Origin of the sequence: Streptococcus oralis (genome assembly GCF_016127915.1) — a bacterium.
In the GTDB taxonomy this organism is placed as follows: Bacteria; Bacillota; Bacilli; order Lactobacillales; family Streptococcaceae; genus Streptococcus; species Streptococcus oralis_BO.
The window spans coordinates 1,134,486-1,148,882 of the sequence record NZ_CP066059.1; the positions used below are offsets into that span (position 1 = coordinate 1,134,486).

Genomic DNA, 14,397 nt, shown 5'->3' on the forward strand with positions numbered 1-14,397 from the left:
TAGGATTTTTTTATATCAAAGATCTAAGCCATTAATTTTTAATCGATTGTGATAAGCCAATTCTAATAAATAGGTGTAAAGCGGAAGGATATCCGTTTTTTTAGGGAATTCAAATTTGTGGAAACTAAGATGTTCATTATGAGCTTTTAGAAAGATATTTTCTAAATAAGTGATCGTAATCTCACTATCATCTATACCTGCTCCAGCAGTTTCCATTTCAACGTTAACAATGTTCATCAAAAAGAGTGACTTAACAGACACCTTGCGACCAGTGGCACCTTGCTTATCTGTAAAAATAATACGGATATTTGTAAAGATGATTGAATCTCGAATAAGTTTATACCCGCTTTGAATTTCTTCATTCTCTAGTAGATATTGTCCATATTCTTTAATAAGAGTCTCTTTGTTTTCCTCACTAAAATTTCCAGCAAGTCCTTGAATAAATTTCCCAAAAGCCATAATTTCTCCTTCGTTTACACTAGGTTTACAGGAACTTCAACTTCTCGTAAACCTTGGTCTGTTAAAGTAACCTTTCCATTAAAAAATTCCACAAGAGCAGCCTTGATATTTTCTTTCTCTTCCTTATCAACATAAATCATTGTATCAACTTGATCTGTAAAGTTTGTATCCAGCTCCATGAGATGATGTTCTTTAAGAAAGTTACTGTACTCTTGGTATTGAGCATAAGACATTTGAATGGCTATGCCAGCCTGCTCTTTGATTTCAATAATGCCAATTTCTTTAACAGCCAAGGCCACACTACCTGCATAAGCACGGATCAAACCACCAACTCCTAGCTTAATTCCCCCAAAGTAGCGTGTCACTACCACACAGAGATTGGTAAGATTATGATTTTCTAAGACTCCAAGCATAGGGACTCCAGCAGTACCACTAGGCTCCCCATCATCACTCGTACGTTTGATTTCACTACGTTCCCCAATAATAAAAGCAGAGCAGTTATGGGTGGCTTTGTAGTGTTCTTTTTTGATGGTAGTGATAAAGTCACGGGCCTCGTCTTCACTATAAACACGCTTGACATGGCAGATAAAGCGGGATTTTTTAATTTCTTCTTGGACCTGCCCGTCCTCTTTAATTGTTCTAAATTCCATGATTTAATTGTACTAAAAAAATACCTAAAGTGCTAGGTTTTTACGAATATTAAAGTATGAAAGTAAATCCAAATTACCTCGGTCGCTTGTTTACTGAGAAAGAATTAACTGAAGAAGAACGACAGGTAGCAGTGAAACTGCCAGCAATGAGAAAAGAGAAGGGGAAACTGTTTTGTCAACGTTGTAACAGTCCGATTCAAGAAGAATGGTATTTGCCTATTGGCGCTTACTATTGCAGGGAGTGTTTGCTGATGAAGCGAGTCAGGAGTGATCAAGCTTTATACTATTTTCCACAGGAAGATTTTCCCAAGCAAGATGTTCTTAAATGGCGTAGTCAGTTAACCCCTTCTCAGGGAAAGGTATCAGAGGGGCTGATTCGAGCAGTTGAAAAGAAGGAACCGACTTTAGTTCATGCTGTGACAGGTGCTGGAAAGACAGAGATGATTTATCAAGTTGTATCCAAAGTGATTGATGATGGTGGAGCAGTTTGTTTGGCAAGTCCTCGAATTGATGTGTGTTTGGAACTGTATAAGCGACTGCAGAATGACTTTGCTTGCGATATAGCGCTACTCCATGGCGAATCAGAGCCCTATTTTCGAACTCCCTTAGTAATTGCAACAACTCATCAGTTATTAAAATTTTATCATGCTTTTGATTTGTTGATAGTGGATGAGGTAGATGCCTTTCCTTATGTTGACAACACTATGCTTTACTATGCTGTAAAGAATAGTGTAAAGGAGGATGGATTGAGGATATTCCTTACGGCAACTTCTACAGATGAGTTAGATAGGAAGGTTCGCACAGGGGAATTAAAAAGATTAAGCTTGCCGAGACGGTTTCATGGAAATCCTTTGATTATTCCTAAACCAGTCTGGTTATCGGATTTTAATCGCTGTTTAGAGAAAAATCAATTGTCAACCAAGTTAAAGACTTATATTGAGAAACAGAGAAGAACAGGTTATCCCTTACTGATTTTTGCATCAGAGATTAAGAAAGGCGAAAAACTAAAAGAAATCTTGCAGGAGCAGTACCCGAATGAGAATATCGGCTTTGTGTCTTCTGTGACAGAAGACCGATTAGAGCAGGTGCAAGCTTTTCGAGATGGAGAACTAACAATACTGATCAGTACGACAATCTTGGAACGTGGGGTTACCTTCCCTTGTGTGGATGTTTTCGTAGTAGAAGCTAATCATCGTCTCTTTACCAAGTCTAGCTTGATTCAGATTGGAGGACGTGTTGGGCGTAGTATGGACAGACCAACTGGTGAGTTGCTCTTTTTTCATGATGGATTAAATGCTTCCATAAAGAAGGCAATCAAGGAAATCAAGCAGACGAACAAGGAGGCGGGATTATGAATTGTTTACTATGTGGCCAGACTACAAAGGGTGAGCTTACTTTTAGTAGTCTCTTCCTTTTGAAGGATGACTGCAGTTATCTTTGTTCAGATTGTGCTTCTAGTTTTGAGAAGATTGGTGAGAATTATTGCCCAAACTGTATGAAAACAGGCATGTCAACTAAGTGTCAAGATTGTAAACTTTGGTGTAAAGAAGGAGTTTGGGTTGATCATAAGGCAATCTTTACCTATAATCAAGCTATGAAAGACTTTTTCAGTCGCTATAAGTTTGATGGCGATTTTTTGCTTAGAAAAGTTTTTGCTCCTGTTCTTGCTGAGGAGCTGAAAAAGTATAAAGGTTATCAATTTGTTGTAATTCCCCTAAGTCCTGGAAGATTGCTTGAGAGGGGGTTCAACCAAGTCGAGGGTTTGGTTGAGGCAGCAGGCTTTTCTTTTAAAGATATATTAGGAAAAAGAGAAGAGAGCGCTAGTTCTTCTAAAAGCCGTTTGGAAAGGTTGGCTACTGAAATTCCATTTTTTATTAAAGATGGAATCTCACTTCCTAAGAAGATTTTGCTGATTGATGACATCTATACAACAGGGGCAACTGTGAATCGTGTGAAACGACTTTTGGAAGAAGCAGGTGCTTTGGAAGTTAAAACTTTTTCCCTTGTAAGATGAGGAAAAAATTTGCAAAATGAAAATGAAAGCGTTATAATATAATTAGAAAAACAAAAATGTTTAGAAAGAAGGTACTTATATGATTAAATATAGTATCCGTGGTGAAAACCTAGAAGTAACAGAAGCAATTCGTGATTATGTAGTTTCTAAACTCGAAAAGATCGAAAAGTATTTCCAACCTGAGCAGGAGTTGGATGCACGTGTGAACTTGAAAGTTTACCGTGAAAAAACAGCAAAGGTTGAAGTAACAATTCCGCTTGGATCTATCACTCTTCGTGCTGAAGATATTTCTCAAGATATGTATGGTTCTATCGATCTTGTAACAGATAAAATTGAACGTCAGATTCGTAAAAATAAAACTAAAATCGAACGTAAAAATAAAAATAAAGTTGCGACAAGTCAACTCTTTACGGATGCTCTGGTTGAAGATGCAAATGTTGTGCAACCAAAAGTCGTTCGTTCAAAACAAATTGATTTGAAGCCGATGGATTTAGAAGAAGCCCTTCTTCAAATGGATTTATTGGGACATGATTTCTTTATCTATGTAGATGTGGAAGATCAAACAACTAATGTTTTGTATCACCGTGAAGATGGTGAAGTTGGTTTGTTAGAAGTGAAAGAATCATAAAATAGAATTTTTAAAGTGGTTTACTCCAGTGTAAACCACTTTTGTATTATGTGACTATTAGTCCGTCTCGCTCCGTAAGGTGCGAGACAAATAAACCACCCGCTATGCGGGTGCGCGTCAAAGGTTATACCAAAAAAACTCCAAACGCGATACAATAAAGGTGTTCAAGCCAATTGTAAAGCGAAAGGAGAAAAATATGGCACAAAAGGCACATAGTTTATCACACACAAAGTGGCACTGTAAGTATCACATTGTGTTCACCCCTAAGTATAGACGAAAAGTGATCTATAATCAATATCGAAGTAGTTTGGGAGAAATATTCCACCGATTATGTAGTTATAAAGGTGTTGAGATTATCGAAGGACACTTAATGCCTGAACATGTACATATGTTAGTAAGCATTCCACCAAGGATAAGTGTTTCAAGTTTCATGGGTTATTTAAAAGGCAAAAGTGCACTCATGATGTTTGACAAACACGCCAACCTCAAGTACAAGTTTGGTAACCGGCATTTTTGGGCAGAAGGTTACTACGTGAGTACAGTAGGACTTAATGAAGCCACGATTAGGAAATATATCCAAGAACAGGAAAAACATGATATAGCACTAGATAAATTAAGTGTAAAAGAATATGAGGATCCCTTTAGGGATAGTGGTAAGTAGTACCAAGGTCTCTTTAAGAGGCAAGTGACGAGTCAAGAGCAATGAGGCTTGAACAACGTGAAAGCCAGCGTCTTTAGGCGCTGGCTGGTGATTTGGGCTTATAGCCCTGGTGCAAACCACCCGTTAGACGGGTGGTTATGATTGAATTATTATAAAAGGTATAAATGGGGGTAGTTATGAAAGACGTGGTGATTGTTTCAGCAGTGCGAACTCCAATAGGCTCCTTTGGAGGAAGTTTGAAGAATGTTTCAGCTGTTGATTTGGGAGCTTTGGTTATTAAGAGTGCTTTGGAAAAAGCCAATGTCAAATCAGAGCAGGTAGACGAAGTGATTATGGGGAATGTCCTAGGCGCAGGTTTAGGCCAAAATGTAGCCCGCCAAATGAGTATTCATGCTGGACTTTCTGAATTTACACCAGCCTTTACCATCAATAAGGTTTGTGGTTCCAGTTTGAAGGCAGTGCAGTTGGCTGCTCAAGCGATTCGATGTGGCGATGCAGATATTATGGTAGCTGGTGGTGCAGAAAACATGAGTCAGGCACCATACGTTTTGCCAAGTTTCCGTTGGGGTGGTCGTATGGGCGATTCGAAAGTAGTAGATACCATGATTAAGGACGGTTTGTCTGACGCCTTTAACGAATACCATATGGGGATTACAGCTGAGAGTGTAGCTGAAGAATATGGCATCAGTCGAGAAGAGCAAGATGCTCTTGCTTTGGAATCACAAAAACGAGCAGTTGCAGCTATAGAATCTGGACGCTTTAAAGAAGAGATAGTGCCAGTGGTCATTCCTCAACGCAAAGGCGATCCTATCGTTTTTGATACAGATGAATATCCTAGAAAAGATGCTAGCTTGGAGAGCCTGTCTAAGCTAGGTCCGGTTTTCAAAAAAGACGGTTCTGTCACAGCGGGAAATGCTTCCGGTATCAATGACGGGGCAGCAGCTGTCTTGGTCATGAGTGCTGAAAAAGCTGAAGAATTAGGACTTTCAGTGATTGCCCACATTCGTTCGTATGCAAGTGCAGGTTTGGATCCTAAGATGATGGGATGTGGACCGATTTATGCGACTCGCAAAGCTCTTGAAAAAGGCAATTTGACAGTTGATGCTCTTGACTTGATCGAGTCAAATGAAGCCTTTGCTGCTCAGGCTTGTGCGGTTGGGAAAACACTTGGTTTCAACACAGATATTGTCAATGTCAATGGTGGCGCCATTGCTCTTGGTCACCCAATTGGGGCTTCCGGTTGCCGTATCCTAGTAACACTGGTACATGAGATGATGAAACGTGATGTTAAAACTGGGTTAGCAACTCTCTGTATCGGAGGAGGGATGGGAACAGCCCTTATCGTGGAACGTTAGGTGTTAGTAATCTGAACATGTGGGCTAGGAGGGTGATGATTCCCTCCTCTTTTTGTGTCTGAAGTTAGAGAAATGAAGGGCTTGCATCTTTTAAAAGGTCGCTTTTTAAGGGTTTTTGTGATATAATAATGCGCAAGAGGTTTAGAATGAAAAAAAATAATTTAATCCCGTTTTCTGCGGTCTGGCTAGGACTTGCTACTTTCGGAATCTTAACTTTGCTGATTATTTTTTCACATAATCTTGCTGTAACAATCACTGTTTTGTTTTTATTTGTACTTCTTTATCTGCTTTTATTTGTATGGCAAAAAAAACAGTATGAAAAGAGCGAAATTGAACAAATCCAATATGTAAATCACCAAGCCGAAAATAGCTTGAGTACTTTGCTTGATCAAATGCCGGTGGGAGTCCTGAAATTAGACTTATCAAGCGGAGAAGTGGAATGGTTTAATCCCTATGCTGAGCTGATTTTAACTACTGAAGAAGGGGAAATTGATGTTGAGTTAATTCAAACCATCATCAAGGCTTCTGTTGGGAATCCAGGTTCGTATGCTACCTTGGGCGAAACACGATATGCTGTCCATATGGACAAGGCTTCAGGTGTTTTGTATTTCTTTGATGTTTCTGGAGAGTACGAAGCAACTGTCGAATTGGTAACTAGCCGTCCAGTCATTGGAGTCATCTCGGTAGATAACTATGATGATTTGGAGGATGCGACATCGGACTCCGATATCAGTCATATCAATAGCTTTGTAGCTAATTTTGTTTCAGAATTTGCTAGTAAGTATGCTATGTTCTCTCGCCGTGTGGGGATGGATCGTTTTTATGTATTCACAGATTACACGGTACTAGAGGAATTGATGAATGATAAATTCTCTGTTATTGATACTTTCCGAGAAGAATCAAAACAGAGGCAACTAGCCCTAACCTTAAGTATGGGATTTTCTTATGGTGATGGAAACCATGAAGAGATAGGGAAAATTGCCTTGCTCAACTTGAACTTAGCAGAAGTTCGCGGTGGTGACCAGGTGGTGGTCAAGGAAAATAACGAAACCAAGAATCCTGTCTACTTTGGTGGAGGAACTGCTGCATCTATCAAACGTACTCGTACACGTACCAGAGCCATGATGACAGCCATTTCTGATAAGATTCGAAGTGTTGACCAAGTTTTTGTAGTCGGTCATAAAAATCTAGATATGGATGCTTTGGGATCTGCTGTTGGTATGCAGTTGTTTGCAAGTAATATTATTGAGAACAGTTATGCTGTCTATGATGCAGACCATATGCCAGCAGATATCGAACGTGCTATTCAGTTCTTGAAGAAGGAAGATGTCACGAAACTTTTATCTCTTACAGATGCGATGAAGTTAGTTACAAACCGTTCATTATTGATTCTGGTGGATCATTCCAAGACGGCTTTGACTTTGTCAAAAGATTTTTATGATTTGTTCACTCAAACTATTGTTATTGACCATCATAGACGTGATCAGGATTTCCCTGAGAATGCAGTCATCACCTATATTGAAAGTGGGGCAAGTAGTGCCAGTGAGTTGGTCACAGAATTGATTCAGTTCCAAAATTCTAAGAAGAATCGTTTGAGTCGTATGCAGGCCAGTGTTTTGATGGCTGGTATGATGCTGGATACCAAGAATTTCACATCTCGCGTGACGAGCCGAACCTTTGATGTGGCTAGCTATCTGAGAACACGGGGAAGTGACAGTATTGCTATCCAGGAGATTGCTGCGACAGATTTTGAAGAGTACCGTGAGGTAAATGAACTCATTTTACAAGGTCGTAAGTTAGGTTCAGATATCTTGATTGCCCAAGCTAAGGACTCAATGTCTTATGATACAGTTGTTATCAGTAAAGCTGCCGATGCTATGTTGGCTATGTCTGGTATTGAAGCCAGCTTCGTTCTAGCAAAAAATACACAAGGATTTATCTCTATCTCGGCTCGAAGTCGTAGTAAAATCAATGTGCAACGCATTATGGAAGAGCTGGGTGGCGGTGGTCACTTTAATCTAGCAGCTGCGCAAATCGAGGATATGAGTTTGTCGGAAGCAGGAGAAAAATTGACTCAACTAATCTTGGAAGAACTAAAGGAAAAGGAGAAAGAAGAATGAAAGTAATCTTTTTAGCAGATGTTAAAGGAAAAGGAAAAAAAGGTGAAATCAAGGAAGTGCCAACAGGCTATGCTCAAAACTTCCTGATTAAAAAGAATTTGGCCAAGGAAGCAACTGCTCAAGCAGTGGGTGAGTTGCGTGGAAAACAAAAATCAGAAGAAAAGGCTCATGCTGAAATGATTGCTGAAGCAAAAGCCATCAAGGCTAAGCTTGAGGCAGAAGAAACAGTTGTAGAGTTTGTTGAAAAGGTTGGACCAGATGGCCGTACATTTGGTTCCATCACTAACAAGAAAATTGCAGAAGAATTGCAAAAGCAGTTTGGTATTAAGATTGACAAACGCAATATTCAAGTGCAAGCACCAATTCGAGCAGTAGGTTTGATTGATGTACCAGTGAAAATCTATCAAGATGTTACAAGTGTCATCAATCTTCGTGTAAAAGAAGGTTAAGTTTACAACTTCTTGACAAGATTGTAAAAGGAAGGAAAGTCGGATGGCAGAAGTAGAGGAACTGCGAGTTCAACCTCAGGATATTTTAGCAGAACAATCTGTTCTGGGGGCTATTTTTATAGATGAGAGTAAGCTCGTTTTTGTCCGAGAATACATTGATTCTCGCGACTTCTTTAAGTATGCTCATCGGTTGATTTTCCAAGCGATGGTAGACTTGTCGGATCGTGGAGAAGCGATTGATGCGACAACAGTTCGGACGATTTTGGATAGCCAAGGCGATCTGCAAAATATTGGTGGATTGTCCTATCTTGTTGAAATTGTCAACTCAGTACCAACTTCAGCTAATGCGGAGTATTATGCTAAAATTGTTGCCGAAAAGGCTATGCTACGTCGCTTGATTTCCAAGTTGACAGACTCTGTCAACCAAGCCTATGAAGCTTCTAAGCCTGCAGATGAAATCATCGCTCAAGCAGAAAAGGGACTCATTGATGTTAGCGAAAACGCCAATCGTAGTGGTTTCAAGAACATCCGAGATATTCTAAATATCAACTTTGGGAACCTAGAAGTTCGGTCACAACAAACAACGGATATTACAGGTATTGCTACAGGCTATCGTGATTTGGACCATATGACGACAGGTCTCCACGAGGAGGAGCTGATTATCCTAGCGGCGCGTCCAGCGGTTGGTAAGACAGCCTTTGCCTTAAATATTGCTCAGAACATCGGGACCAAGTTGGACAAGACGGTTGCCATCTTTTCACTGGAAATGGGTGCAGAAAGCCTAGTAGACCGTATGTTGGCAGCAGAAGGTTTGGTGGAGTCTCATTCTATCCGTACGGGTCAATTGACTGATGAGGAGTGGCAAAAGTATACCATTGCTCAAGGGAACCTAGCCAACGCGAGTATCTATATCGATGATACGCCAGGGATTCGAATTACGGAAATTCGTTCGCGCTCACGCAAACTTGCTCAAGAAACAGGCAATCTAGGCTTGATTTTGATCGACTACCTACAGCTTATCACAGGGACTGGTCGTGAGAACCGCCAACAAGAAGTCTCTGAAATTTCTCGTCAGTTGAAAATTCTAGCCAAGGAATTAAAAGTTCCAGTCATTGCTCTTAGTCAGCTATCTCGTGGAGTGGAACAGCGTCAGGATAAGAGACCAGTCTTGTCTGATATTCGTGAATCGGGTTCTATCGAGCAGGATGCGGATATCGTAGCCTTTCTATACCGTGACGACTACTACGATCGTGCGGGTGAAGAAGAGGAAGGAATTCCAAATAATAAGGTTGAGGTTATCATCGAGAAAAACCGTAGTGGAGCTCGTGGAACAGTGGAATTGATTTTCCAAAAAGAATACAATAAATTTTCAAGTATCTCAAAGAGGGAGGCATAAAATGTCAGATGCATTTACAGATGTAGCCAAGATGAAAAAAATCAAAGAAGAGATCAAGGCGCATGAGGGACAAGTCGTTGAAATGACTTTGGAGAATGGCCGTAAGCGCCAAAAAAATAGATTGGGTAAGCTAATTGAGGTGTATCCATCTCTATTTATCGTTGAATTTGGGGATGTTGAAGGAGACAAACAAGCCAATGTCTATGTTGAATCCTTCACCTACTCAGATATCTTGACAGAAAAGAATTTGATTCGCTATCTAGACTAAGAATCCTAAAATGAAGTGAGCTTTGCTCACTTTTTTCTTTTTCTCCCGAATAGTATAAACGAGGGTAACCTCGGAAATTTATATCATTAAGGAGAATGAATGACGTTTTTAAAATCAGGAGTTAAGAAGAGTAGATGTACTCAGTTGAGTGTAGGGCTGGCTACTTTGTTTGTTACAAGTACCTTTTTGTTGGGTGGGGAATTGGCTCATGCCGCCAGTGTAGCGCGTGGAGATGATTATCCGCTTCACTACAAAAATGGTAGTGTTGAAATCGATCAGTGGCGGATGTATTCTCGCCAGTGTACCTCTTTTGCGGCCTTTCGTTTGAGTAGTGTAAATGGCTTTGAGATTCCTCCTGCCTATGGAAATGCAAATGAATGGGGACATCGTGCAAGGCGAGAAGGCTACCGTGTGGATACTAAGCCAGAAGTTGGGGCTATTGCTTGGTCGACAGAAGGTTATTATGGGCACGTGGCCTGGGTATCAAATGTATCAGGGGATACGATTGAGATTGAAGAGTATAACTATGGGGTTCGAGAAAAGTATAACCGTCGAAAAGTCAAGGCTAGTTCGATGACAGGTTTTATTCATTTCAGGGATTTATCTACTAGTCATAGTGCAGGTGAGAATGCTCGTAGCTCAGAGCTTCCGTCTAGTGGGACAATAGTATTCACGGGGAAATCGCCTATTATGGACCAACCGTCAAGTACAGGACAGGTTATTAACTACTATTATGCTGGTGAGAGTGTAAGCTATGACCAGGTTATTGAAAAGGACGGTTATAAGTGGCTCGGTTATCTATCCTACAGTGGTGCTAGAAGATATGTGCAGTATACAAAGTTAAGCAATACAGAGAAAGGCTGGAAAAAAGAAGGAGGGAGTTGGTATTACCGAGAGAATGGTAAGCTGGCGACAGGATGGAAAAAAGTTAATGGCAATTGGTATCATTTAAAAGAGAATGGGGCCATGTCAACTGGCTGGATTAAGGATGACTCTCACTGGTATTATCTAAAGGCTTCAGGTGAGATGCAGACGGGCTGGCTTAAAGATAAGGGAACTTGGTATTACTTAGAGGAATCTGGCCGGATGAAAGCTAGTCAATGGTTCCAAGTCTCGGGTAAACATTACTATGTCGATGCTTCGGGAGCCTTAGCTGTTAATACGATTATTGATGGCTACAGACTAGACAGTGATGGGGTAAGGATAGGAAGTGTTTCTTAAACATCATACAGACTTCCTTCTTGTTCATAAAATTTTAAAATGGATATCGAATTAGTTGACGTTCTTTAAATAGTATAATATAATAACATTAAAAACTATAAAAGGGGCTTTGTCTAATGGACAAGAAGAAAGTTATTTTAACAAGTTTAGCAAGTGCAGCTGTATTGGGTGCTAGTGTACTCGTTTCACAGCCTTCAGTAGTTAAGGCAGATGAAGGGAAAGCAGAAGAGCAGGCAGTTGCTCCTGCACAACCACAAGCTGGAACAGAAGGGGAGAGCGGTGCTCAAACTGAAAAGGGATCAGAAAACGCTAGTCCAGCTAATCCTGGTGCGACAAATCCAGTTAAGATGACCAAAGAAGAGTTGATGAAGGCTTTGGATGAACTTGAGGAACAGGCTATTAGTGATATTAAGGATAAGGAAGCGATTGAGGACAAAGAAGATGCAGCTGAAGCTGTGAAGGAATATATCGGTAAGATGTATATTTCAGATACTCTTGAGTCTGGAGAGCTTAGCTTAGATAATATCATCGCTGAATTGCCAGAAGGTGCAGAAGATAAGGCTGTGGTAACAGGTCCTGAAGTTCAAACTAATAAAAAATTATCTACTGAGGAGAAGGCTCTACTAGACCAGGCTGAAAAAGATGCCAAAGAACAAGTGTCTCAAGCGACGGATGCTCTAGTTCAAGCCCTAGAATCTCTTGAAAATGCTGTAATTGAAGATATTAAAAAAGACGCTTCAATCACCAATAAAGAAGCGGCTATCAAAGAAGCCAAAGAAGAGATTGGTAAAGAAGATCTTTTGAAGGCTATCGCAGATGAGGATTTGGAGATTGGTGATGTTATTGTAGATTGGCCAGCAGATACGAGCGAGCACAAAACGGCAGCTGAACATGTATCAGAATTCACAGATGAAGACCAAGCTAAGCTAGACGAAGCTGATAAAGAGGCTCAGGTTGAGGCTGCTAAAGTTCGCTCAGATTTAATCGCTACCCTAGAGAAAATTGAAAAATCAACCATCGACGACATCAACAAAGATGCCACTATCACTGATAAGGAAGCGGCGATTAAGGCAGCTAAAGAAGTGATTGGCAAGGACGGCATCTTGAAAGCTATCGAGGAAGGCGATATCGAAGCGTCCGACTTGTTAGATGATTTCTTAGCAGAAGACAGTGACCAGGTGACACCAGCCGAAGCGACGCGCCAAGAAGATTTCTCAAGTCAAGACCAAGCTAAACTGGCTGCAGCGGACAAGGAAGCAGCTGAGGAAGCCAAGAAAGAGGAAGAAGCTAAGCAAGCTGCGGAAGAAAAAGCTCACAGCGAATTGTTGACAACTCTTGAAGGTATCGAAAAATCAACCATCGACGACATCACCAAGGATGCCACTATCACTGATAAGGAAGCAGCGATTAAGGCGGCTAAAGAAGTGATTGGCAAGGACGGCATCTTGAAAGCTATCGAAGATGGAGATATTGAAGCATCTGACTTGTTAGATGATTTCTTGGCAGAAGACAGTGAACAAGTAATACCGGCCGAAGCGAAGAGCCAATCTCAACTTTCAAGCCAAGACCAAGCAAAACTCGCTACAGCTGACAAGGAAGCAGCGGAAGAAGCAGCAAAAGTTCGCTCAGATTTAATCGCTACCTTAGAAAAAATTGAAAAATCAACCATTGACGACATCAACAAAGTTGCTACTATCACTGATAAGGAAGCAGCTATTAAGGCAGCTAAAGAAGTGATTGGTAAGGATGCTATCTTGAAAGCCATTGAAGATGGAGATATTGAAGCGTCCGACTTGTTGGCAGATTTCTTGGCAGAAGACAGTGAACAAGTAACACCGGCCGAAGCGATGAGCCAAGAAGATTTCTCAAGCCAAGACCAAGCCAAGCTAACTGCAGCGGACAAGGAAGCGGCGGAAGAAGCAGCAAAAGTTCGCTCAGATTTAATCGCTACCCTAGAAAAAATTGAAAAATCAACCATCGATGACATCAACAAAGATGCCACTATCACTGATAAGGAAGCGGCGATTAAGGCAGCTAAAGAAGTGATTGGCAAGGATGCTATCTTGAAAGCTATCGAAGATGGAGATATTGAAGCGTCCGACTTGTTAGATGATTTCTTGGCAGAAGACAGTGACCAGGTGACACCAGCCGAAGCGAAGAGCCAAGAAGATTTCTCAAGTCAAGATCAAGCTAAACTCACTGCAGCTGACAAGGAAGCGGCGGAAGAAAATAGTAATGCGAAAAAACTTGAGCTAAGTAAATTAGAAGAGCAAGTTGCTAAGATTAAAGCGCAATTATCAAGTTTACAAGTTTCTGGTGACAAGAATAGTCAAGTCAAAGACTTGCAACAAGCTTTAGTAGACTATGAGAATGCTATTAAGTCTCTAAGTAGTGTCATGTCGGCTGTTCTTGAAATTGAAGACTTTAAAGGTGGGGTGAACGCAGTAGAAGCTGCAACTGCAGAGTTGCCAGAATACAACAAAGGTGCAAATGCGGTAGAAGCTGCTGTAAATGAACTCCCAGTCTATGCAGAAAGTGGTGCTCCATCCGTAGCGAATGTCCCAGCTTATGGCGAAAGTGGTACTCCGACGGTGGCTAATATTCCAGCTTATGGCGAAAGCGGAGCTCCATCCGTAGCGAATGTTCCAGCTTACGGAGAAAGCGGTACACCAATAGTAAACAATACTCTGCCTTATGCAGAAAGTGGCGCCCCAGCCGTAGTGAATGTTCCAGCTTACGGAGAAAGCGGTACACCAATAGTAAACAATGCTCTTCCTTATGGAGAAAGTGGTGCCCCAGCCCTAGCAAATGTTCCAGTTTATGCAGAAAGTGGTGCCCCAGCAGTGGCCAATATTCCAGCCTATGCTGAAAAGATTGAACCTGCAGTAAATGAAGTTCCAGAATACACTGGCAGTGTAGCTCCTTTGGCTACAAACCCTACTCTTGGAACAGAACAAGATCGTACCTACAAAGCGCCTGCAGCAACGGATGAGCAACTCCTTCCAAATACAGGAAGCCAAGATGCTTCAGCAATCGCATCGCTAGGATTTGTTGGTCTCCTTCTTGGTTTGCTACCATTTGCAAAGAGAAAATTAAACAAATAAATCGCATGAAATCAATAAAAGAAAAGGATTTGAATAGTCCTTTTCTTTTTTATGGTGAAATAGGGACAAGTC

Annotated in this window: 13 protein-coding genes; 11 read left to right on the plus strand and 2 right to left on the minus strand. The window is 40.9% G+C overall.

Translation table 11 applies throughout. The features are described from left to right. Positions 1 to 15: 15 nt before the first annotated feature. Positions 16 to 459: a PH domain-containing protein gene (locus I6H78_RS05520; RefSeq protein ID WP_084922193.1), complete on the minus strand. Its 444-nt coding sequence runs from the start codon at positions 457 to 459 to the stop codon at positions 16 to 18. A gap of 14 nt (positions 460 to 473) precedes the next feature. After that, on the minus strand, positions 474 to 1,109 hold the full coding sequence (locus I6H78_RS05525; protein WP_198459045.1) for a YigZ family protein: 636 nt from the start codon (positions 1,107 to 1,109) through the stop codon (positions 474 to 476). Positions 1,110 to 1,165: 56 nt separating this feature from the next. Between I6H78_RS05525 and I6H78_RS05530 the strand changes: the two genes are divergently transcribed. The 11 genes from I6H78_RS05530 (at position 1,166) to I6H78_RS05580 (ending at position 14,325) form a co-directional block, all read left to right on the plus strand. Further along, complete coding sequence (locus I6H78_RS05530; RefSeq protein WP_198459046.1) at positions 1,166 to 2,464, plus strand: ATP-dependent helicase ComFA; 1,299 nt, start codon at positions 1,166 to 1,168, stop codon at positions 2,462 to 2,464. Further along, the gene (locus tag I6H78_RS05535; protein WP_198459047.1) at positions 2,461 to 3,123 is read left to right on the plus strand and encodes a ComF family protein; all 663 of its coding nucleotides are present in this window, start codon (positions 2,461 to 2,463) and stop codon (positions 3,121 to 3,123) included. The genes I6H78_RS05530 and I6H78_RS05535 overlap by 4 nt, the downstream gene beginning before the upstream one ends. 79 nt (positions 3,124 to 3,202) lie before the next feature. Further along, positions 3,203 to 3,751 (plus strand): ribosome hibernation-promoting factor, HPF/YfiA family, encoded by a 549-nt coding sequence (gene hpf / locus I6H78_RS05540; RefSeq protein WP_198459048.1) that lies wholly within the window; start codon positions 3,203 to 3,205, stop codon positions 3,749 to 3,751. Between the two features lie 196 nt (positions 3,752 to 3,947). Next, positions 3,948 to 4,412: an IS200/IS605 family transposase gene (gene tnpA, locus I6H78_RS05545; protein ID WP_198459049.1), complete on the plus strand. Its 465-nt coding sequence runs from the start codon at positions 3,948 to 3,950 to the stop codon at positions 4,410 to 4,412. A gap of 176 nt (positions 4,413 to 4,588) precedes the next feature. Then, the gene (locus I6H78_RS05550; RefSeq protein ID WP_198460230.1) at positions 4,589 to 5,767 is read left to right on the plus strand and encodes an acetyl-CoA C-acetyltransferase; all 1,179 of its coding nucleotides are present in this window, start codon (positions 4,589 to 4,591) and stop codon (positions 5,765 to 5,767) included. A gap of 146 nt (positions 5,768 to 5,913) precedes the next feature. Continuing rightward, complete coding sequence (locus tag I6H78_RS05555) at positions 5,914 to 7,887, plus strand: DHH family phosphoesterase (RefSeq protein ID WP_198459050.1); 1,974 nt, start codon at positions 5,914 to 5,916, stop codon at positions 7,885 to 7,887. Next, positions 7,884 to 8,336, plus strand: a complete 453-nt coding sequence (rplI, locus tag I6H78_RS05560) for a 50S ribosomal protein L9 (RefSeq protein ID WP_000864211.1) — start codon at positions 7,884 to 7,886, stop codon at positions 8,334 to 8,336. Before I6H78_RS05555 ends, rplI begins: the two co-directional genes overlap by 4 nt. A gap of 43 nt (positions 8,337 to 8,379) precedes the next feature. Further along, a complete protein-coding gene (gene dnaB / locus I6H78_RS05565) occupies positions 8,380 to 9,732 on the plus strand; it encodes a replicative DNA helicase (protein ID WP_045617921.1) in 1,353 nt (450 codons plus the stop codon). Position 9,733: 1 nt separating this feature from the next. Then, positions 9,734 to 10,000: a Veg family protein gene (locus I6H78_RS05570; protein ID WP_001278165.1), complete on the plus strand. Its 267-nt coding sequence runs from the start codon at positions 9,734 to 9,736 to the stop codon at positions 9,998 to 10,000. A 99-nt stretch (positions 10,001 to 10,099) separates the two neighbouring features. Continuing rightward, positions 10,100 to 11,221 carry a CHAP domain-containing protein gene (locus tag I6H78_RS05575; RefSeq protein ID WP_000143408.1) on the plus strand — a complete coding sequence of 374 codons (1,122 nt, stop codon included), beginning with the start codon at positions 10,100 to 10,102 and terminating at the stop codon, positions 11,219 to 11,221. A 116-nt stretch (positions 11,222 to 11,337) separates the two neighbouring features. Continuing rightward, a complete protein-coding gene (locus I6H78_RS05580; protein ID WP_198459051.1) occupies positions 11,338 to 14,325 on the plus strand; it encodes an SIALI-17 repeat-containing surface protein in 2,988 nt (995 codons plus the stop codon). Positions 14,326 to 14,397: the final 72 nt, after the last annotated feature.